This is a genomic window from Bacillus sp. FJAT-52991, from assembly GCF_037201805.1.
Taxonomy (GTDB): Bacteria; Bacillota; Bacilli; order Bacillales; family Domibacillaceae; genus Bacillus_CE; species Bacillus_CE kandeliae.
The window spans coordinates 1,997,147-2,016,828 of sequence record NZ_CP147404.1; the positions used below are offsets into that span (position 1 = coordinate 1,997,147).

At 38.1% G+C, this 19,682-nt stretch carries 23 protein-coding genes and 1 other annotated feature; of the genes, 9 read left to right on the forward strand and 14 right to left on the reverse strand.

Annotation, left to right across the window (positions count from 1 at the left end):
* Positions 1–55 precede the first annotated feature (55 nt).
* The 4 genes from WDJ61_RS10190 to WDJ61_RS19100 all read right to left on the reverse strand — a co-directional run bounded on the left by WDJ61_RS10190 (position 56) and on the right by WDJ61_RS19100 (position 2,362).
* Positions 56–544: a hypothetical protein gene (locus tag WDJ61_RS10190; protein ID WP_338749332.1), complete on the reverse strand. Its 489-nt coding sequence runs from the start codon at positions 542–544 to the stop codon at positions 56–58.
* A gap of 481 nt (positions 545–1,025) precedes the next feature.
* Positions 1,026–1,490 (reverse strand): spore coat protein GerQ, encoded by a 465-nt coding sequence (gene gerQ, locus WDJ61_RS10195; RefSeq protein WP_338749334.1) that lies wholly within the window; start codon positions 1,488–1,490, stop codon positions 1,026–1,028.
* 23 nt (positions 1,491–1,513) lie between these two features.
* Positions 1,514–1,990 (reverse strand): cell wall hydrolase, encoded by a 477-nt coding sequence (locus WDJ61_RS10200; protein ID WP_338749336.1) that lies wholly within the window; start codon positions 1,988–1,990, stop codon positions 1,514–1,516.
* A 303-nt stretch (positions 1,991–2,293) separates the two neighbouring features.
* Positions 2,294–2,362, reverse strand: coding sequence for a putative holin-like toxin (locus WDJ61_RS19100; RefSeq protein WP_413789096.1), 69 nt, complete (start codon positions 2,360–2,362; stop codon positions 2,294–2,296).
* A 247-nt stretch (positions 2,363–2,609) separates the two neighbouring features.
* On the opposite strand from WDJ61_RS19100, the gene WDJ61_RS10205 reads away from it, so the two are divergent.
* Together WDJ61_RS10205 and WDJ61_RS10210 are read left to right on the forward strand one after the other, a co-directional pair.
* Positions 2,610–2,819, forward strand: a complete 210-nt coding sequence (locus WDJ61_RS10205) for a helix-turn-helix transcriptional regulator (RefSeq protein WP_338749338.1) — start codon at positions 2,610–2,612, stop codon at positions 2,817–2,819.
* A complete protein-coding gene (locus tag WDJ61_RS10210) occupies positions 2,812–3,114 on the forward strand; it encodes a hypothetical protein (protein ID WP_338749340.1) in 303 nt (100 codons plus the stop codon). The genes WDJ61_RS10205 and WDJ61_RS10210 overlap by 8 nt, the downstream gene beginning before the upstream one ends.
* Before the next feature lie 46 nt (positions 3,115–3,160).
* On the opposite strand, the gene WDJ61_RS10215 is transcribed toward WDJ61_RS10210, so the two are convergent.
* Positions 3,161–5,104: an LTA synthase family protein gene (locus WDJ61_RS10215; protein ID WP_338749342.1), complete on the reverse strand. Its 1,944-nt coding sequence runs from the start codon at positions 5,102–5,104 to the stop codon at positions 3,161–3,163.
* A gap of 346 nt (positions 5,105–5,450) precedes the next feature.
* Here WDJ61_RS10215 and WDJ61_RS10220 point away from each other — a divergent pair, with 346 nt between their 5' ends.
* Positions 5,451–5,996, forward strand: a complete 546-nt coding sequence (locus WDJ61_RS10220) for a hypothetical protein (protein WP_338749344.1) — start codon at positions 5,451–5,453, stop codon at positions 5,994–5,996.
* Positions 5,997–6,169: 173 nt separating this feature from the next.
* Here the strand turns inward: WDJ61_RS10220 and WDJ61_RS10225 are convergent, their stop codons facing one another.
* Entirely contained in the window at positions 6,170–7,738 is a 1,569-nt protein-coding gene (locus WDJ61_RS10225; RefSeq protein ID WP_338749346.1) for a 2-isopropylmalate synthase, read from the reverse strand.
* A gap of 212 nt (positions 7,739–7,950) precedes the next feature.
* Positions 7,951–8,196 (reverse strand) — a binding site (T-box leader).
* A 409-nt stretch (positions 8,197–8,605) separates the two neighbouring features.
* On the opposite strand from WDJ61_RS10225, the gene WDJ61_RS10230 reads away from it, so the two are divergent.
* Both WDJ61_RS10230 and WDJ61_RS10235 read left to right on the forward strand, forming a co-directional pair.
* Complete coding sequence (locus tag WDJ61_RS10230; protein WP_338749348.1) at positions 8,606–8,983, forward strand: hotdog domain-containing protein; 378 nt, start codon at positions 8,606–8,608, stop codon at positions 8,981–8,983.
* Positions 8,984–9,041: 58 nt separating this feature from the next.
* Positions 9,042–9,164 carry a hypothetical protein gene (locus WDJ61_RS10235; RefSeq protein WP_338749350.1) on the forward strand — a complete coding sequence of 41 codons (123 nt, stop codon included), beginning with the start codon at positions 9,042–9,044 and terminating at the stop codon, positions 9,162–9,164.
* Between the two features lie 659 nt (positions 9,165–9,823).
* Here the strand turns inward: WDJ61_RS10235 and thrS are convergent.
* The gene (gene thrS / locus WDJ61_RS10240; protein ID WP_338749352.1) at positions 9,824–11,740 is read right to left on the reverse strand and encodes a threonine--tRNA ligase; all 1,917 of its coding nucleotides are present in this window, start codon (positions 11,738–11,740) and stop codon (positions 9,824–9,826) included.
* 1,064 nt (positions 11,741–12,804) lie between these two features.
* On the opposite strand from thrS, the gene WDJ61_RS10245 reads away from it, so the two are divergent.
* Complete coding sequence (locus WDJ61_RS10245; protein WP_338749354.1) at positions 12,805–13,311, forward strand: ferritin; 507 nt, start codon at positions 12,805–12,807, stop codon at positions 13,309–13,311.
* A 70-nt stretch (positions 13,312–13,381) separates the two neighbouring features.
* Here WDJ61_RS10245 and WDJ61_RS10250 read toward each other — a convergent pair whose 3' ends face one another.
* The 6 genes from WDJ61_RS10250 to WDJ61_RS10275 form a co-directional block, all read right to left on the reverse strand.
* On the reverse strand, positions 13,382–14,020 hold the full coding sequence (locus WDJ61_RS10250) for a hypothetical protein (protein ID WP_338749356.1): 639 nt from the start codon (positions 14,018–14,020) through the stop codon (positions 13,382–13,384).
* Complete coding sequence (locus WDJ61_RS10255; protein ID WP_338749358.1) at positions 14,017–14,190, reverse strand: hypothetical protein; 174 nt, start codon at positions 14,188–14,190, stop codon at positions 14,017–14,019. The genes WDJ61_RS10250 and WDJ61_RS10255 overlap by 4 nt, the downstream gene beginning before the upstream one ends.
* Before the next feature lie 49 nt (positions 14,191–14,239).
* Positions 14,240–15,514 (reverse strand): replicative DNA helicase, encoded by a 1,275-nt coding sequence (gene dnaB, locus WDJ61_RS10260; RefSeq protein WP_338749360.1) that lies wholly within the window; start codon positions 15,512–15,514, stop codon positions 14,240–14,242.
* A complete protein-coding gene (locus WDJ61_RS10265; RefSeq protein WP_338749362.1) occupies positions 15,495–15,773 on the reverse strand; it encodes a replicative helicase loader/inhibitor in 279 nt (92 codons plus the stop codon). Before WDJ61_RS10265 ends, dnaB begins: the two co-directional genes overlap by 20 nt.
* Complete coding sequence (locus WDJ61_RS10270; RefSeq protein ID WP_338749364.1) at positions 15,763–16,503, reverse strand: DnaD domain protein; 741 nt, start codon at positions 16,501–16,503, stop codon at positions 15,763–15,765. The genes WDJ61_RS10265 and WDJ61_RS10270 overlap by 11 nt, the downstream gene beginning before the upstream one ends.
* 152 nt (positions 16,504–16,655) lie before the next feature.
* Entirely contained in the window at positions 16,656–16,880 is a 225-nt protein-coding gene (locus tag WDJ61_RS10275) for a hypothetical protein (protein ID WP_338749366.1), read from the reverse strand.
* 448 nt (positions 16,881–17,328) lie between these two features.
* On the opposite strand from WDJ61_RS10275, the gene WDJ61_RS10280 reads away from it, so the two are divergent.
* Genes WDJ61_RS10280 through WDJ61_RS10290 form a run of 3 tightly spaced genes read left to right on the forward strand, consistent with a single transcriptional unit; the run spans position 17,329 to position 18,464 of the window.
* Positions 17,329–17,922 (forward strand): TetR/AcrR family transcriptional regulator, encoded by a 594-nt coding sequence (locus tag WDJ61_RS10280; RefSeq protein WP_338749368.1) that lies wholly within the window; start codon positions 17,329–17,331, stop codon positions 17,920–17,922.
* A gap of 36 nt (positions 17,923–17,958) precedes the next feature.
* Positions 17,959–18,189 (forward strand): hypothetical protein, encoded by a 231-nt coding sequence (locus WDJ61_RS10285; protein ID WP_338749370.1) that lies wholly within the window; start codon positions 17,959–17,961, stop codon positions 18,187–18,189.
* Between the two features lie 26 nt (positions 18,190–18,215).
* The gene (locus WDJ61_RS10290; RefSeq protein ID WP_338749372.1) at positions 18,216–18,464 is read left to right on the forward strand and encodes a hypothetical protein; all 249 of its coding nucleotides are present in this window, start codon (positions 18,216–18,218) and stop codon (positions 18,462–18,464) included.
* Positions 18,465–19,019: 555 nt separating this feature from the next.
* Here WDJ61_RS10290 and WDJ61_RS10295 read toward each other — a convergent pair.
* On the reverse strand, positions 19,020–19,643 hold the full coding sequence (locus WDJ61_RS10295) for a hypothetical protein (protein WP_338749375.1): 624 nt from the start codon (positions 19,641–19,643) through the stop codon (positions 19,020–19,022).
* Positions 19,644–19,682: the final 39 nt, after the last annotated feature.

The window sequence follows — 19,682 nt, forward strand, 5'->3', positions numbered from 1 at the left end:
AGCAGAAAAGGAACAATCAACCAAGTTGATTGTTCCTTCAGATAGAGTATGAATTTTATTGAAAGGCAGTTTCAGAGTTCACAATATACCATACATCCTTAACTCCTTGTCCATTCACATCTCCTTTTGCTTTATCGTTAGCAAAATAGTAAAGTGGATAACCTTTATAGGTTACTTGCTCTTCTCCTGTATCTTTTCTTGTAATCGTTCCAAAATCAGCTTTATCAAAACCTGACGGGACTTCAAATTCAGCTGCAGTAAACGGCGGCCAGTTTTTTAAACAGTCTCCACTGCAATTACTGCTTTCAGATTCATCTTTCTTAAAATAATAAAGAGCCATTCCTTCTGAGTCCGCTAAGTATTCTCCAACTTTTTCATCGTCTAATAATTGTAATGCTGCGGTATTCTCCTTATTACCGCTCTCATTACTAGAAACCTCTTTGCTTTCCGGGGTGCTTTGAGCACTTTCTTCCTTTCCAGTATTACACGCAGCTAACAACAAGATAGTGGCAAAAACTGATACGAAAAACGTCCATTTCTTCATCCGTATTCCTCCTCAAAAATTGTTTACATTAAAGGTAACGATCCTAACCTTTAAACGGTTTGAAAAAAATTAAAAATTTTCAAATTATTTTTTCTGAGGAATGTAGAGACGTTAGTATTTGTGCTGCACTGGATCGACTATGGCTATAGAAGCCGGCAAATAGGTGGCAATTTTAGCAATGCGGCGAGCCCCTAATTATTTACTTATTTATTCAGTCATCCTTTAAAAATAAAGCCCTTCTCATTTGAGAGAAGCTTTATCTAATTCCTTCACCAGCTACGTTATATCCTCAAAATCGACACCAATAGGCACATCTTGCTTCTGGATATTAACCCACCACCGAGCCATTCCCTATTACAATCTAAGAGGTGAAAACGTTCACTTCAATTTATTGCCGAATTTGCATTCTATATGTGCTCAGAACTAAAAACCCGCTCATTTTCCAAAAAGGAAGTAAGCGGGTTTTTAGCGTTCTACAAACTCACTCCGATGTCGTCAAGGACGCCTGGACATCCGGATTAATTTCCGGTTGAGGATATTTAATTTGTTCCCCGAATTCTACCCAGTCGAGATTTGCCATCAGCAGCAGGTAACGTTTGCCGTTGGCTGGGTCACTGATGATAACGTGGTCACGACCAGCCGTTTCTATGCGCCCCCGGTAAATCATTGCATTCCATTTGTCGTTACCTTGGTAAGTATAGTAGAATGTACCGACCTTACCTTTGTTGAAACGTAGAATATTTTCGATAAATGATTCTTCTATCGCGGCTGGAAGTTGCTGCCCAGTCCCCATCGGAACCACTGGGACGGCATACGAGGGTCCAGAAGGCATAGTCGCCGGAAAGCCGCCGCCAGGTTGTTGTGCGTCACTCCTCCGCATCATGGAAGCTGGATAAAAACCAGGGTAATAATTCATTGGATAATAACTAGAGTCTCCACAAGTCATAAGAAAATTAGCTCCTTTTTAATTTATCTATAAAACTCTTTGCAGTAGTCCGGTACAGCGACATAAAAGCAATGATTCCTATGCGCAAAATCGAACTTCGTCATGGGGGATCTTGGCATCGTTTCGGTACAAGGAGCTCGGTATTTTTTCCCCGGACTGGGGTTAAAAAACCACAAATTCATTCTGGCCCGAGGGTCCCTATCACCATGCAACAAATTCCTAGCTCTCTGGAGGTCAGCTTCTTTGGGTCGTTGTGTATACAATGTTCCATTTAAGACAGGTTCGAAGTGAGGAATTCTAGTTCCAGGTATGGTTTGATAGATCGCATCTCTGATATTGCGCAACCCTCTGAAGTCAGGAGGACAGTCAGCCTCGACCCGATTGGACACAACTGATCCCACCATGTTCATCCCTTGGACTCCTTCACCGAGCGCTTCCGCCATCATGAGCCTCGCTAACTCCTCCACATCACGTGAAGTATGTTTTATTCGCCTACTCATTGTCTCCCCCCTTCCACTTATATAGGTAACTTATTACTTAAAGCTGGTTTTGGTAACTTGCCCATCAGCCCAAAGTTTGAAAATTGCACCCTCAACCAAAAGAGGTTTCTGAGAATATTATGATTGATTTAATAATGAACCGGAAAAACGGGGTCAGGCATGCATACAATGAGGATATACAGTAAGAATAAAGAAGGGACACTAGCTGGTAACTAGCATCCCTAATATACAAGCTACACTGCAAGAAGTGTAGCCACCCAACCGTGAAATAATCCTCTGCTTACTAGTCTAGAGCAGGGAGGGTTATTTCTTTTTATTTAGAGAAATAACAACGGCGATCACTGATACGATTAGGCTTGAAAACATAATCATCAAGACCCTTTTAATAATCAAACTCTTCACCGCTAACTAATCCGCTCACAAACGTTTCAAAGCCTTTCGCCACAACAGTAATAGATGAAATTCCTCCCTCGATTTTAATTATAGCACACTAATTATTAACATTTTTATTACTTTTTAGGTAAATCCCACATATTTTTTGTAAAGTAAGCTTGACATCCACTCCCTTTGTAAAGTACACTTTACGTAAAGTTAACTTTACAAAAAAGGAAGTGATTCATTGGAAAATCGGATTAAGGAATTGCGAGCGGCTCATCATTTAACGCAAGATGAATTAGCTGACCATTTAGATGTCTCACGGCAAACGATCATTTCTTTAGAAAAAGGAAGGTACAATCCTTCGATTATGCTGGCGTTTAAAATTTCGCGCGTATTTCATTGTACGATTGAAGATGTCTTTTTATTTGAGGAGGAGAAAAAAGATGAGTGATTTTATGTCTAATGTGTTAATGTGGCTAGCGCTTGCTTCATTTTTATTGACGATGATCTTATGGAATCATCGTCACTTAAAGAAAAAGAAAATCATCGATGAACGCTATGAAAAGATTCATCACATAGGAAGAAGTTATGCTTGGATTTCTTCATCCGTCATTATTTTTATTGTCTGGTTCATCTCGCTTGTTATTTTCGAGTCTAAGCTTGCCTTTTTCCTCATTACCGCAATATGGGTTGGGCATATGATGTCCTATATCATTGGTGCCGCTATTGCACAAAGTAAAAATTAATTTCACGCAAAAAAGCTGCTGAGAATAGGATCTCAGCAGCTTTTGATTATTTCTTATCTTCTTCCGAACGTTGATTGTAATCATAATCAGACGGGTCGATTGGCTTAAAGCCCTCCGGTTCGTGGAAGCGCAGTAAGTCTTTCGCTACGATTGCATCTGACATTTCCAGTCGCTTATCCACGGATGCTTTCATCTGTTTTAGTTCTTCTGTTTCTTCAATTGGTTCCCCAGTGGCCGTATTGTAATACTTCCCTTTCACTCTTGTAACATCTTCGCTTACGAAGTCTCCGTTACGGAATGGAACAACCTTATCATGCTCAGCAGACAATAAGTCCGTTCCCATGTGAAGATAGTCTTTCGTATCGACGCCAAGAAGGTGTAGCAATGTCGGCATTACGTCTATTTGACCACCATATTGATGCTGCACGCCACCTTCAACGCCCGGTATATGGATAAATAACGGAACACGTTGCAGCTGTGCGTTTTCAAATGATCCTACTTCTTTACCTAATACAGTAGACATCGCTTCATTATGGTTATCAGAAATACCATAGTGGTCACCATATAGTACGATCACAGAGTTTTCATATAATCCAGATTCCTTCAAGTACGTGAAGAAGCCCTGAATCGATTCATCCAAATATCTCGCTGTTTGGAAGTAGCCATCTACCGATTCATCACCTGTTGTATGCTTTTCAATCGTTGCTTCTTCCTGATCCATTGGATATGGGAAGTGGTTCGATAATGTAATAAACTTCGTATAGAACGGTTGCGGCAACGTTTCTAACAATGGAATCGATTGCTCAAAAAACGGTTTATCTTTTAGCCCGTAGCTCACGACATCTTCTTCGTTCATATCGTAATAGCTAGAATCGAAGAAATGATCATAGCCAAATGCTTTATAGATTTCATCACGGTTCCAGAAGGATTTTTCATTTCCATGGAAGACAGCGGATGTATAGCCTTGCTGCCCTAAAATAGCTGGAGCCGCTTGATACGTGTTTCTTCCTTTCATCGAAAACGCTGATCCCTTAGATAAGCCATACAATGAGTTTTCTAACATAAATTCAGCATCAGACGTCTTCCCTTGCGCCGTTTGATGGAAAAAGTTATCAAAGTACAACGTATTGTCATCATGGGCTAATGAATTTAAGAAAGGCGTTACTTCTTTTCCATTTAACTTATAATCTATCATGAAGCTTTGCAGAGATTCTAAGTGAAGGTAAATGACATTTTTCCCTTTCGCCTTGCCAAAATATTCTGGGTTCGGCTCTGCATAAATCGACTTCGCATAGTTCTCCACTTCAGTGACATCACTACTATCAGCTAGCGCTCGTTGCGTCGAAGCTTTAGTGCTTTGAACCGCATCATAGATGGTGAAGTTATACATTCCTAAATACTTCACAATGTAATTTCGATCGAACGTTCTTGTTAATAGCTGCGGACGATCCATTTCAGCCAATCCTAAGTTGATCGCAAAAAGTGCGGCTCCTGTCAGAAATACGGCCATCCGTTGACGGCGCAATACTTTCACCGGCTTCGGATTGACTTTTTTAGATAAATAGAGAACGAGTAAAATCAATGTATCGGCAAAATACAATAGATCATACGGTTGAAACAATGCCCCCATACTATTACCAATACTGCTGGCTATATTCCCTTTTTGCATCAATGTTGGTATCGTAATATAGTCCGTAAAGAAACGGTAATAACAAATATTAGCATATAGTAAAGCCGTCATTAGAAAATGAATGATCACCATCCATTTAAATGCCTTTCTTCCCTTAGCAAATAAAGCAATTCCAATAAACAAAACGGCTGAGCTTAAAGGGTTAAAAAACAATAAGAATTCTTGTATCGCATTTTCAATCCCTAAGTCAAATTCCACTAAATAAGCAATATACGTTTTGATCCATAGAAATACAACTGCTAATGAGAAGAAAATGAGCGGCTTGCTTAGAATTGAATCCTTCTTTGCTTCCTTCTGCATTTTTCTTTCCCCTCCTAAATATTTTTACAATTACTCTATATCTTTTACAAAAAAACAATATAAAAATAATAAATTCTTAGCAATCAAAAGTCAACTAAAATCATTTGGGAATGAAATTATTACTCTAACATAGAAGCTTCGACAAAAAAAGCCCCTTTTTTTAGCAAAAATCTAAAAAAGGGGCTTTTATACACTTGCTTTCTGTTTTTTCACTGCAAACGCCATGATCAAAAAGACAATAGGCGTAAACATAATGTACTTGAAATGATACAATTCTGTTGATATTTGATGACAACGAACTAACATTCTATAATATAAGAAAGAATATGTGTTGGGAGGGAAAAAGTTGTATAACCAACCGTGGAGCAAAGTAAAGAAAAAGTTAGAAAGTTATCTATGTGACTCCCTAAAAAATAGAGTTCAATTTACTGTCACTAATTATCGAAAGGCTCATGACCAAATGGGAAGAGCTTTTATTACTGTTGATAAAAAGGAAGTTTTAAATATGTGTACCATCACATCCGAAATGGCTGTCATTGAAAAAGAACAACAAATCTGGAACGATCAAAATATTGAATATGATATTGATCATGTCCGACAAAACCGAGACATTTCTAAACAAGCACATGAAATGATTAAAGCTGAAGGTATTTTTGCACAGTATGACTTTTTTGATGCAGTTGAAGAATATTTTCATTTACCAATAGACAAGGCATTGAAATCTAATAATATGATTATTAAAATTCTTTCTTTGATAGATAGAAGAGTGGGAAAAAGAACTTTACAAGGAATGAAAGAATCCATACAAAACGAAAAAGAAATTGTCCAGTATTTTTATCATTTAAGATGTGAAGCAGACGGATTAATGAAAGTGTATGTGGAAAAAAGATGATGTCAACTCAATCTTTTTTAAAATTATGAATTAAATCTTCAAGTCTTTTTGCACGCATGGTACGGGGGAATGAATTTTTCCCATAGCAAAGAACTCCACGGTTTGCGCTATGCGCATTACCATGGAGTTCAAAAGGTTACAAAACTTAACAAAATGGAAGCTATAACATCTATCTATTCAACCGGAAGCAAATGATCCACAACTATACTATTGATAGCATTAATATAAGCTAAAGCACTTGCTTTCATAATATCCGTATCTGTTGCTTTGGCCATGTATTTTTCTCCTCTATACTCCACTTGAATCTTGACTTTCCCTAATGCCTCTTTACCTCTTGATACACTGCTAATATTATATTCAATTAATTTAACATCTAAATCGCTAATATCTGTAATAGCCGAATACAAAGCATCAATTGGGCCAGAACCGACTGCGCTGCTCTTCAATATTTGATTACCCTTTTTCATGCTCACACTCGCTGATGGGAAAATGGTATTACTAATCACTTGCAAATCCATTAATTCATAGAAATGCCCTCTATAGTTTGTTAAATCCTCCTTCTGACTATTATGTTGCGTGTAATAGTTCTCAACGATGACATATAAGTCATGATTGTATACTTCTTTTTTCGCATCTGCTAATTCGAGAAATGCTTCAAATATCCCTTCAAATTGTGTTTCAGTTAGCTGGTTAAAACCTAATTTCTCAAGCGCATGTTTCACCGCATGGCGACCAGAGCGTGCTGTTAAAACCAATTCCATATCATCTAAACCAACTTCAACTGGACTAATGATTTCGTAAGCATCCCTTGATTTCAACAAACCGTCTTGGTGTATACCTGACGAATGAGCAAAGGCGTTATCTCCTGTAATTGCTTTATTTACTTGTACATCCAGTCCCATAAAACTACTTACCAACCTAGAAGTATTCATGATTTCTTTCGTATTAATGTTAGTGTATGCTTTATAAATGGATGAACGAGTATTGATTGCCATCACTACTTCTTCTAATGCCGCATTCCCTGCCCGTTCGCCAATCCCGTTAATCGTACATTCCACCTTATCTGCACCATTTTTAATGGCAGCTAACGTATTGGCTGTTGCCATACCAAGGTCGTTATGACAATGAACACTTAAAAGCACTTTATCATTTAAATTTTTCAAACGATGATTGATTTTATAAATTAACTCTCCAAATTCCTCAGGCTCTGCATATCCAACCGTATCAGGTACATTAATCATGGTAGCCCCTGCCTTTACAACCGCTTCAATCGTTGCCCATAAGTATTCAAAATCAGAGCGAGAAGCATCTTCTGTTGAATATTGCACATCTGGCAGTAGTGTTTTGGCATATTTGACTGCATCAACACCGATATCTAAAATTTGATTTTTCGATTTCCCAAATTTCTTTTCCACATGAATGTCTGAGGTACCCAAAACGATATGAATCAACGGTTTCTCAGCATATTTCACACTGTTGTAGACAGAATCAATATCAGCCTTTACTGCCCTTGCTAACGCGGTGACAATAACGTCGTCTGTATTTCCTATTTTCGTGGCAATTTCTTTCACCGCTTGAAAATCACCGGCTGAAGACGAAGGAAAACCGGCTTCAATGATATCAACTTGTAGCTTCTTTAATTGCTGGGCAACTTCTAGTTTTTCATACAGATTCAGCTTAGCCCCTGGAACTTGCTCCCCATCTCTAAGAGTCGTATCAAACACCAAAATTTTTCTCGTCATTTCATAAACACTCCCTTATCGTATGGATTTAATAAAGTGAAACTTCAATCAGTGGGGGTTTTCTTCATCCCCCACTGATTGTTAGTTGAACGGATCGGGCGTTTACGGGCTGTTGATCCCCCACCTACATGCCTGCGCTTTTTCTTCCATGTTGAGGTGGGGGTCTTACAGCCCGTTAATGCGGGATAAAAAAAGCCTCATCTCTATAAAAATATAGAGACGAGGCTTTGCTCGCGGTACCACTCTAATTGATTAATCCAAACATGATTAATCCGCTCATTTTCAGTGGCCATCACCACCTATCTTTATAACGGTAGAAAACCGACATCCCCTACTAATATACATGTTCAGGGAGTTGCTCTTGGATGAGTTCAAAGGGAATAACTACCGATTCTCACCAACCATCGGCTCTCTGAAAAGCTTATTTACCTTCTACTATTTCCAATCTTTGCATATTATTATTTAATTATATGCAATAATAAACCGATAATCTCGAGTTGTCAATATAAATTTATAGAAAATTAAAATTATTTTGAATAAGGTAATTCTCAATAATTTTTTAATTTTTCACTTGATTCACCTGTAGCTTTGCAAAAAAGATTGGTTATTTATAAAAAAGTTTGATTAAAATCATTCCGCCTCTCTAGTTCCCTTGAGTTAAGTTGCTTTTTCGTTGGATATTTATGTTAATATCACTATAAAGATTGTGAAAAAATGTACTTACAATAACGAGCCAGTTTAGTGAAAGAAGGTTTTTTTTTAATTCGCATAGAATATATTACCATAAAAAGTTAAAAAGGTAGTTTGATACCGTTTGTTATTGTTGTAATATTCGCATTATTATTAACCATTCAGGAGGAGATTTATATGCCATTAACAGTAGGAGATATAATTACGTTTGAACGGACTTTTACAGTAAGGGATGTTGAATTATTTACTGAGATTTCAGGTGATGAAGGGATTCATCATATAACCCCAGATGAACAGGGAAGGCTTGTAATTCAAGGGTTATTAACGGCCACTCTGCCAACAAAAATAGCTGGAGATCATAACGTACTAGCTCGTAGTACACATTTTGAGTTTTTAAGACCTGTGTTTACGGGAGATACAATCATTTGTGAAGTTAAAATTGAAAAATACGAAAGACAAGAAAATAATAGAACAGCTTTTGCCGCATCCTTTTTATGTAAAAATCAGAATGAAAAAGAAGTATTGAAAGGGGATGTTTCAGGCCTAATCCTTTAACTTCTTTAAACTTTTTTATAAAGAAGTTAAACTTAATTCCTTAGAAGGGTGACGTACAGTGAAAAAAGAAATTTCTAAAAGCGAAGTAATCAAACTACTCCTACAAGTGTGTCCATCTTATCAAACAAGATGGGAAGAGTATGTTCAAGATAATTATGAAATAATGGTGGAACAGCCTTAATGATTTTTGGAGTGGTAAAACTAAATATGTTGGTGGTCCAGAAATATAAGAGAATTGATTTTGGCATCTCGAAAAAAATATTTAATTGGTGAATGATCCATATTTCTAGGCATGAATATCCCTCCTCTTCTCTATGAATATACCAAATCGAGATTGGAGGGTTTAACATGCTATTGGATAAAGTGAAACTTCAATCAGTGGGGGTTTTCTTCACCCCCACTGATTGTTAGTTGAACGGATCGGGCGTTTACGGGCTGTTGATCCCCCACCTACATACCTTCGCTTCTTTCTGCCATGTTGAGGTGGGGGTCTTACAGCCCGTTAATGCGGGATAAACTAACGAATCCCCCAATAACACTCACTGGGAAAATCTCATTCTATCTTCTTGACATATTGTTATTACAAATCATAATAGTCGCGATCTTATCTATTTTTTTAGATATCTGGTTTTATTTTTCTTTCTTTATATTGCCAGCTAATGAGGTCATCTGTTTTGTTGCTGGACTCATTGCTTCCTTAGAAGAGCCTGCTGAAACTAGATTTTATCCTCTGCTTACTTTGTTATTGGGCCTTGTGCTTCTTATTGCCACTCTATTATTTTGGATGGGGTTTACATTTGGTGGCTAGCCGCATCCCCATCCAAAAATATTTTTTTACTATTAGAGCTCTCTATTTTCAACCGACTGCTTTAAGTTAGCGATAAACTCTTCCAGTCCCATTTCATAGGAAGCTTCTTGTCCATGTTTTCTCACACTAACGGATCGATGTTCTTGTTCTTGATCCCCTACTACAAGAATGTATGAGATTTTCTTCCTCTGTGCTTCTCGAATTTTGTAGCCGAGCTTCTCTTCACGTAAATCCAGCTCCACTCGCAAGTTTTCTTGTTTCAATCGTTTTCCAATCTCTTCTACATAGTCTTTATGAACGTTATTGGATACGCCGATAACTTTCACTTGAACAGGCGCTAGCCATAAAGGAAATACGCCGCCAAAATGTTCAATTAAAATACCGAGAAAACGATCAATCGATCCAAACACAGCTCGATGGATGACAACTGGACGGACTTTATTATTTTGCTCATCGATATATGTGAGATCAAACTTTTCGGGCATTTGAAAATCTAATTGAATCGTCGCACATTGATGGCTTCTTTTCAGGGCGTCTTTAATATGAATATCAATTTTCGGTCCATAAAAGGCACCATCTCCTTCATTAATATTATATTCATAGTCAAGATTCTGTAATACGTTTTTTAAGGCTGCTTCTGCTTGATCCCATAATGCGTCTGCCCCCATATAATCATCTGGTCTTGTTGAAAGCTCAATCTCATATTGAAAGCCAAATGTACGGTACACCTCTTCAATTAGCTTTAACGCAGACATAATCTCAGCTTCAATTTGACTCGGTGTCACAAAAATATGGGCATCATCTTGGCAAAATGTGCGAACCCGTAATAAACCATTTAAGGCTCCGCTAAATTCATGACGATGAACTTGACCAAACTCGGCTATCCGAAGTGGGAGATCCCGATAAGAATGAAGTTTATTTTTAAAGATCAGCATATGACCAGGACAATTCATCGGCTTTAAGGCGAATTTTTGATGTTCTACTTCAGAGAAATACATATTTTCTTTGTAGTGATCCCAATGCCCCGATTGTTCCCATAGCTGTTGATTCATCATTGTTGGTGTACGAACTTCCTGATAATCATGTGCATGCTGCAGCTTTCGTAAAAAGGACTCTAATTCATTGCGAATGACTTGCCCATTGGCTAAATAAAACGGCATGCCCGGCGCCTCTTCAGAAAACATAAATAGTTCTAGTTCATTGCCTAATTTGCGGTGATTTCTTTTTTGTGCTTCCTCCATAAAATGAAAGTAATCCTCTAACTCTTCTTTTGAGGCAAAAGCAACACCGTAGATACGCTGCAACACTTGATTATTGCTATCTCCCCGCCAATAAACTCCTGAAATATGAGTCAATTTAAACACTTTAATGTGCCGAGTAGCTGGTAAATGCGGCCCGCGGCACAAATCGAAAAATTCCCCTTGACGATAGATTGTTACTACATCTTCAGCTGGAATATGTTCGAGCAATTCAAGCTTTAACGGATCATGAGCAAATAGCTCTTTCGCTTCTTCACGCGATACTTCCTCACGTAGGATCTCCAAATTTTCAGCGATGATTTTATTCATTTCTTTTTCAATCTTTGACAAATCATGAACAGCTAAACGATGTTCCATGTCAATGTCATAGTAAAAGCCATTTTCAACGACAGGACCTACCCCTAAATGAACGTCCCCATAAAGACGCTTGACGGCTTGAGCCAATACATGGGCTGTTGTATGCCTCATAATCTCTAGCCCAGCTGACGAATGAAGATCGTATAATTCAATCTCTGCATTCTCATGGATTCCGCGGCGAAAATCATATAATGATCCGTTCACCTTACCTGCGACTGAGTTCTTTTTTAAGCCTGGGCTAATCGATTGTGCGATGTCGTCTAAAGATACCCCTTGTACATACTTCTTTTCCTTTCCATCTGGAAACTTAATGACCATTTCATTTGCACTCATGCTTTCAACACCTCTTATTATTTTTTCGCATAAAAAAACACACTCATCCCTCAAATAGGGACGAGTGTGTGTTAGACCCGTGGTTCCACCCAGATTCCCATCATGTTCCTTGCCATGATGGCTCCTTTAGCTGTATCGTAGCCGCTACGGTATTGATTACTTTGATTTCACCAATACAGCTCCAAGGGGGTCAGTCATTTTTCCGTGTTAGGAAGCTTCCACCTTTTGCTTCCCTCTCTGTGAACCGTAAAAAATGCTCATGTCCTTTTCAACGCCGATCGATATTTAATTAACCATAAAAAAACACACATTCATCCCTAAAAACAGGGACGAGTGTGTGTTAGACCCGTGGTTCCACCCAGATTCCCATCATATTCCTTGTCATGATGGCTCCTTTGGCTGTATCGTAGCCGCTACGGTATTGATTACTTTGATTTCACCAATACAGCTCCAAGGGGGTCAGTCATTTTTCCGTGTTAGGAAGCTTCCACCTTTTGCTTCCCTCTCTGTGAACCGTAAAAAACGCTCATGTCCTTTTCAACGCCGATCGATATTTAATTAACCATAAAAAAACACACATTCATCCCTAAAAACAGGGACGAGTGTGTGTTAGACCCGTGGTTCCACCCAGATTCCCATCATATTCCTTGTCATGATGGCTCCTTTGGCTGTATCGTAGCCGCTACGGTATTGATTACTTTGATTTCACCAATACGACTCCAAGGGGGTAAGTCATTTTTCCGTGTTAGGAAGCTTCCACCTTTTGCTTCCCTCTCTGTGAACCGTAAAAAATGCTCATGTCCTTTTCGACGCCTGCTTTATATTGTTAACTACTATAATGGATGGTCCAATGGTAGTCAACAAAAAGTTAAAATTTTCTTATCGAGGGGAAGTTTTTTCATTTCCATCGTTCATTTTTATCTTGGATGCTTGTAACAGCCGAAAAAATTGATTATGATTGGTAACTAGACAACATGAAATTTTTTCATTACAACACAATTGATATTCATTCTCAATCGAATGATAGGAAATTTATCACACTACATACAAAGGAGTTTTCACCTATGTTATCTACGACTTTACGCGATGCATTAATTGATCAAATGAATTTTGAATTCTATTCTGCCCATACATACATGGCCATGGCTGCTTATTGTACGGCAGAAAGCTATGATGGCTTCGCAAACTTTTTCCTTGTCCAAGCAGAAGAAGAGCGTTTTCATGCGATGAAGCTATATAATTACATTAATGATCGCGGCGAAAGAGCGATTATTTCCGGTTTTGAAAATCCGAATAACGAATTTTCTTCTATTCTTGAAGCCTTCGAAATCGGATTAGAACATGAGAAAGAAGTCACAAAACGGTTCTACCACCTTTCTGATATTGCGATGGATGAGCGCGAGCATGCGACAATGGCCTTTTTGAAATGGTTCATTGATGAGCAAGTCGAAGAAGAAGCCTCTTTTGATTCACTCATTAACAAAATCAAACGCATCGAAAATAACTCAAATGCCCTATTTATGTTAGATACCGAGTTAGCCGCTCGTACATTTGTTGCGCCAGCGGAATAATGAATAAGTGCTGATCCCCTGAAGACAAGTTTTTCTGTCTTTAGGGGATTTTTTAAGAATAGACATTACGTTAGGAAGCCTTTCTTCCACTTTCCACCCGCCCAAGATACTTACCCGTTTTTGCCTGATAGTATATGTCTACTATTTTATCGTTACGTTCCCCGCTGACTGAGACAAAAATATTTTTCGCATCCCTTACAATTCGAAAATGATATCCTGATGAAAAAGGATCATTTTTTGGTCCAGGTTGAAGGTTAAATTTTTCTATTGCTTTTTTCACAATTTGGCTACTATCTGTTTTAATTTCTGAATCTTTAATAGTATATTCATCGGAACTACTGGTTATAGTGTAGTTTTTTAAATGCCCCTTTTCTATTACTATCACCATGTGACGATCTCTACTAGGTAAAGAATAAACACCTACCCATCTTCTTCTTTTTCCATCCTCACCATCAGCTCTTCCATCCTCTACGCTGTTCAAAAATAATAGTTCGGGATTTATGTCGTATTCTTTTGCTTGTTGTAGACCGAGTTTGTAAGCTTCTAGGAGTGTAATTTTTTTATCAGGTAGTGTATCAAACGACTTCACATGAAACGTTTGGTCCTTCTTCAGTTCTTTGTCCGCATGTACCATACGATCATCAATGGTTAAAAACGAGTAGACTCCCATGCCAATCACAATCAAATACACAATTACTTTTCTGTTCAAATCGCCTTCCGCTCCTTATCCAAGTAATCATTAAACAGCAGCACGCCCTCCACCACATCGTCTTCCTTGAACTGTAATGCAACCTCACGTACAAAAAGCTCACCTTGCATCACTTTTCCTGTTTTCACATAATAAGCTTTCATTCGATGTAGCACTTCGTACATATCCATCGCTTCATAACCTCCAATTTTTAGTGTTCCCTTTTACTGGATGTTTTTCTCACTTAGGTTCACAAAACTTTGAGTATTCCTTCCAAAAGGTTAATGGGATACTGCCGACTGGGCCGTTACGCTGTTTGGCAATATTGATTTCGACGATATTATTTGTTTGTAAACTTTTATCATAGTAATCGTCGCGATAAAGGAGCATAACGAGGTCGGCATCTTGTTCGATTGAACCAGAATCTCTTAAGTCGGATAGCATCGGGCGTTTGTTTTGCCGCTGTTCGACGGAGCGATTGAGCTGGCTTAGTAAAATAATCGGCACACTGAACTGGCGGGCAATTTGTTTCAATTCACTTGTCATCTTTCCAATGGCGAGATCGTGGCGTTCGAATGTGCCCATCGGAGTCATTAGCTGCAAGTAATCAATAATGACAAGTTGCTTTTGATGGGGATGAGAGCGGCTAGTGGCTCGGATGTTGGCGCGAATATCGGCGACGGTTTGCCTAGAGTCGTCGTGTATGTACATATCCCATGTTTCATATTGACCGATGGCACGGCTCGCTTTTTGATGATCGCGATCATTGAACATACGATAAGGGTTGCGCCATTTCGCTCCTTCGATAGCAGAGATCGCACTTAACATTCGCTTCGTCAGCTGTTTTTCAGGCATTTCAAGAGAGAAAATCGAGGCACATCCCCCGTCCACACAGCACTGCATCGCTAAGTTTAAAGCAAAGGCTGTTTTCCCCATGCTTGGTCTCGCAGCCACGATGATTAAATCGCCGCCATCAAGTCCCCCTGTCATCGCATCCAAATCAGCAAACCCAGTGCTAATCCCCTTCATCATCCCTTGATCCTCTGACATTTCGTTAAAAATTCCGTACAGCACATCTGTCTTTGTGATTTCTTTCGATGACTCCGTTTCAAATAGCTCAATGTATGTCTGGTACAGCGCTTCGCTACCTTCCTCGGTTGGATTGTTTAAATAATTGGCGGCCGCTGTCATCATCCTCCTCTTTTGAAATTGCTGCAGAACAATATTTTCATAAAAAAGAATGTTCTCTGCTGTCGGGACCGAAAGCGAAAGATCCGTCAAATAGGACACGCCTCCTGCATTTTCAATTTGGTTGCCGAGTTGATTCGTAACCGTCATTATGTCGGTCGGAATCTCTTTTTCGGCAAGTTCTTTTATCGCTTGAAAGATCAGGCGATTTCTAGCTGAATGAAAATGATTCGCTGTTAAAGAAAGATCAAATACAACATCTGGTTCAAGAAAAATAGCCCCAATCACCATATTTTCAGCCTCTAGATCATTGTTGATCTCGTTCAATTCGCTCCTCACCCTCTTTTTGCCATTGTTGGTACTTCTGTAAAAATTCATTATTCCCCATTTCTTGTACAGTTATTTCTGCAATGGTGGGGGGAAATGACTTGAGGCGAATATGCTCTTGCAATTTGTTAAACACTTGTTCATACGGCATTTTCCTTAAATAGTTATACCAAACCTCCACCCGTTTTTTCGTCAGCTCAAAGCGAGGATAAGCCGCAGTGATATGCTGCATAATCAGCAATGTTTGTTCATCCGTCATGATCCTTCACCCCCTTATGCTGCTTTAATTTTTGGTAAAATTCATCGAGTTGAAGTAAATTATCTGGTTGTTTAGTAGAGTAGTCGACTTTTGATTGATCGTGCTCAATTAACTGTTGGATCGACTTGATTTCCTTTTTAGCCCAGTCTCCTAATGTTCTCCACAAATAATTGACATTGGGCGAATCGGCATTCCTCACTCGATCAATGGCTTCAATAATTAACGAATCCGCCATCTTATCCTCTTCCATAAACGAGGTCAGCATCTCGATATGATGTCTTTTCATGGAATAGCGAAAAACTTCTTGCCAAGTGATCTCAATATCATGCCAATTAATTCTTCTTTCTTCTTCCTTTCTTTCTTTATTAAAGGTCGCGATTTGCATCGGTAACTGTGTCGGCGAATGTGTCGTTAATTGAGTAGGCATCATCTCGTTCACTGTCTGGGTGGCTGTCTGTAAAGAGAACAACGTAAAGGCCGTCGCTTGATTGCCTTTTGCTTGAAAATCGATCATGCCCACTTGTTTTAATTGCTCTCTCGCACGATAATACGCATCTTTTTTCAAACGGGTGTTCACTTCAATAACGGACCGAGCGATGGTAAATGGACTTTTGGGGCCCGTTTTATGATAAAGATGCATCAATGCATGCCAAAGTAAAATCGCCGATTGAGATAAATCATTGACCTCCAACTGATCATAAAAAGCCCTCACTTCTGCTTGATAATTCATATACCTTTATCCTCCTTCGTTTTACCTATTCACCATCTATATAGAAAAAAAGCACAAAAAAAGACACCCCCTTAGAAAATTTTTGAAAGAAAAAGCGAAAGGTCTGACTAGAGTCGCTGTCAGACCTTTGCAAGCCTTCTCTCGGCCAAAAATTATTGAGGTGATTTTTCTCTTTCCATTTCTTCTAATTTGAAAAAACTCACTAAACCGAACAACAAAGAAAATAAAACGATGACCTTTAGCACTCGGACGGGGTCCACACTCATTTGAGAACTTAACATAGCAGGAATATCGGTGTTCATCAACACGACAGACACTAGACCTAACAAGATCGACCCCCACATCACTTTTCTTATATTCGATTGCGACAAAATCATTCAGCCCTCCTTTTATTTATAATATTATGGATATTTTTAAGGATACCTGCTGTAGCTTTGGAATAAAGTTTGATCATTTCAATTAACCTTATTTCACTAAACGTATCCGTTACTTTAAGTCTATTCTTTCACATATTCCAGGAATGCTGCACCGTTAGTGAAATAAGAAATCTTAGCTAACAGGATTTCTTATCAAACTTTATTAATAATTATCAATTTTTTTTATAAATATTAGACTTTGTTTGAAAACTACAGCTGAAAAAGGAGAGTTTGTGAGAGGCTTCAATATAGTTGACTTATTCCCAGAATTTTTCCGGAATCACATGCAATGATGAAGATACGAGATTATTTATTTTTTAATCCCTTGTTAGGAATCAGTGTTGATGGTATTATATGAATATATAATACGAATATTCGTTTTATATATTCATAAAGGAGGTGTTCACCTATGGCAAGAGGAAAAAAAGTTTTTTCAGAAGAAGATAAAATTCTGATTAAAAGTAAATTGAAAGATGAGTGTATGGCATTTTGGATTTCTCTAGGTTATAAAGAAACAAGCATTGGCGCATTGTGTAAGAAAGCAGAAATATCAACAGGTACTTTTTATAATTTTTATTCAAGTAAGGAAGAACTTTTTTTTGAAGTTTTGTATGACATCCAAGATACTATTTATGAAAATTTCATTGAGCGAATTGAACAATGTCCTGAAAAGTCCGGCTTTGAAACAGCAATAATCCAGCTTTACTATGAATACGAAAGCAAACCATTTCTTTATGACGTAAAAACGACCGATTTCATATCATTTTATAGTAAACTATCGGAGGAAATGAAAGAAAAACTAACTTTTGATAGTAATAATCTTTTTCGTACTGCAATCAAACGAGCAAATCTTAAATTAAAGGTTTCTGAAAAGTTAGCATTTTCGACTTTCACCGTACTTCTTTCAAGTATTGCAAGTAAAGAAGGCATTTCAAAGAACTGTGATCATTTAGCCACATTTCAATTTATGACTAAGCAATTGGTAGCAAGTATCTTTGAGTAGAGGCTCTATTTCAAATATAAAGTAGGCGGGATAGCAATGAGTTTATTTTGGAGTATTATAGATTTTCTTAAAGAAACAGCACCTTTCTTTATCGTGTTTAATATCATTGTAGCAATCGTCTTACTAATCTCAGGGTTAATTTTAATATCCAAAAAAAACAGAGAACAGAAGACGAAAAAGGTTGTCGGAATGGTTTGTTTATCCATTTCATTGTTAGCTTTTTTGGGTGCTCTGTCCAATGCTTTGTTTTCTTTCTTCGTATTTTAAAATGAGGATGAAAGAGAGATAAAAAGATGTTAGATAAAATACATATTATCATGGACGCGGCTTGTAAATGGGGAAATAAAAATCTGGGAACCTCTATTCGATTCCCTAAACCAACAAAAAAATCCATAGTATTCAGTGCATTTTCAAGTGGAAGTATTGGTAGTGCAATTCTGATGTATGGATTTTTTTTCAACAACAAATGGATTTTGTTATTTGGTGGACTTGGAATAATAAGCAGTGTTTTCATATATCGACAAAGTGCAAAAAACGATTAGATACGTACATTATCTTTTTGTATAGTAGTTTTGTCACTATGAAATACATCGAATTTATATAAATTTTACGAAAAAATCCTGAAAACCGCGGGCATATTGATCGACTTTATCAGTTCTAAGAAGAATCATTTGCTCTATCCACAGGATGAATAGCAAAGTCTTTATACCATCGAAGAGGATATTTGACTAGAAGCAACCGACATACCTCCGTTAAATATAAAAAACGACTGCCACCAAATGATGACAGTCGTTTGTTGTATGTAACCTAGTTAGCTAGTCAGCCATGCGGCAATCAAAACGGTCGATGAACAACCACCGTATCAGCCGTGCTCATGGATTTGATCGAACTTATAAGCTGTAAGTCTTGAACTTTGAATCGAAAGAGTCTTGATTCTTGAGCTCTGAGTGCTGAACTTTGAGCTTTGAGCTTTTATCCCATTTATTTAGTATCTCACTAAATGATCTCATTATGATAAAAGTTGGAGCGGCTGTAAGGTCAAAGCCGCCAGCACCTGTTCAGTTGCCTTGATTTTCGACTAACTAACTAGCATTCATTTATTCGGGTACTTCAATTTCTGTCAACGTATTGGATGTAGACAGAACGAAATCGACTTCCGTTAAAAACTCATCAATCTTTTTCTCTAGCTTTTCGTATTCTTCACGCAGTTTGAGTGGGTCAACGATTTTCGCTTCGTGCTTTTCGCGATAGCTTTTCGTCAGTTCGTTACTTTCTTCGACTTTCAGTTTTGCTTCCCTGCCGTATAGCACTTCTAATTGACGGTCTAGCTGTTCCTTGACCTCTGCATTAATCTCTTCCACTTCATCTGTCACCGATGAAAACTCGCGCTTCATCTTTTGCAGAAGTTGCTGCTCATATTTGATCGATGTTTTACGTTCAATCGCCTCTGCTACTGTATATGTATGACCTGCAATTTCTACCTTCGTCATCGCATTAGATAAAACAATCGCTGACTTAATGGCATTTCGGCGTTTAATCAAATCTAAAGTAGATTGATAGCTAGAGCGTGCTTTCTCTTCAAATTCTTTAACAGAAGCAAACCCACTGACCGGTTTATTTCCAACATGATATTGAATCAATGGAGTGGAATTCATCGTTGAATGAATCCGTTTATCTAACAATTTCAGCTCTGCTAGTGCTCTCGTAATCGAAATTTTCATAAATGGTATCCTCCACTTTTTAACAACTATATCACACTA

Coding starts and splice junctions, on each gene's coding strand:
- WDJ61_RS10270 (WP_338749364.1), bottom strand. CDS start 16,503: ATGAATTATCAAGCAGAAGTGAGGGCTTTTTATGATCAGTTGGAGGTC.
- WDJ61_RS10200 (WP_338749336.1), bottom strand. CDS start 1,990: ATGAGTAGGCGAATAAAACATACTTCACGTGATGTGGAGGAGTTAGCG.
- thrS (WP_338749352.1), bottom strand. CDS start 11,740: ATGAGTGCAAATGAAATGGTCATTAAGTTTCCAGATGGAAAGGAAAAG.
- WDJ61_RS10190 (WP_338749332.1), bottom strand. CDS start 544: ATGAAGAAATGGACGTTTTTCGTATCAGTTTTTGCCACTATCTTGTTG.
- WDJ61_RS10275 (WP_338749366.1), bottom strand. CDS start 16,880: ATGATTTTGTCGCAATCGAATATAAGAAAAGTGATGTGGGGGTCGATC.
- WDJ61_RS10225 (WP_338749346.1), bottom strand. CDS start 7,738: ATGACGAGAAAAATTTTGGTGTTTGATACGACTCTTAGAGATGGGGAG.
- WDJ61_RS10215 (WP_338749342.1), bottom strand. CDS start 5,104: ATGCAGAAGGAAGCAAAGAAGGATTCAATTCTAAGCAAGCCGCTCATT.
- WDJ61_RS10280 (WP_338749368.1), top strand. CDS start 17,329: ATGGCAAGAGGAAAAAAAGTTTTTTCAGAAGAAGATAAAATTCTGATT.
- WDJ61_RS10285 (WP_338749370.1), top strand. CDS start 17,959: ATGAGTTTATTTTGGAGTATTATAGATTTTCTTAAAGAAACAGCACCT.
- WDJ61_RS10295 (WP_338749375.1), bottom strand. CDS start 19,643: ATGAAAATTTCGATTACGAGAGCACTAGCAGAGCTGAAATTGTTAGAT.
- WDJ61_RS10265 (WP_338749362.1), bottom strand. CDS start 15,773: ATGACGGATGAACAAACATTGCTGATTATGCAGCATATCACTGCGGCT.
- WDJ61_RS10255 (WP_338749358.1), bottom strand. CDS start 14,190: ATGGATATGTACGAAGTGCTACATCGAATGAAAGCTTATTATGTGAAA.
- gerQ (WP_338749334.1), bottom strand. CDS start 1,490: ATGACTTGTGGAGACTCTAGTTATTATCCAATGAATTATTACCCTGGT.
- WDJ61_RS10245 (WP_338749354.1), top strand. CDS start 12,805: ATGTTATCTACGACTTTACGCGATGCATTAATTGATCAAATGAATTTT.
- WDJ61_RS10230 (WP_338749348.1), top strand. CDS start 8,606: ATGCCATTAACAGTAGGAGATATAATTACGTTTGAACGGACTTTTACA.
- WDJ61_RS10210 (WP_338749340.1), top strand. CDS start 2,812: ATGAGTGATTTTATGTCTAATGTGTTAATGTGGCTAGCGCTTGCTTCA.
- WDJ61_RS10290 (WP_338749372.1), top strand. CDS start 18,216: ATGTTAGATAAAATACATATTATCATGGACGCGGCTTGTAAATGGGGA.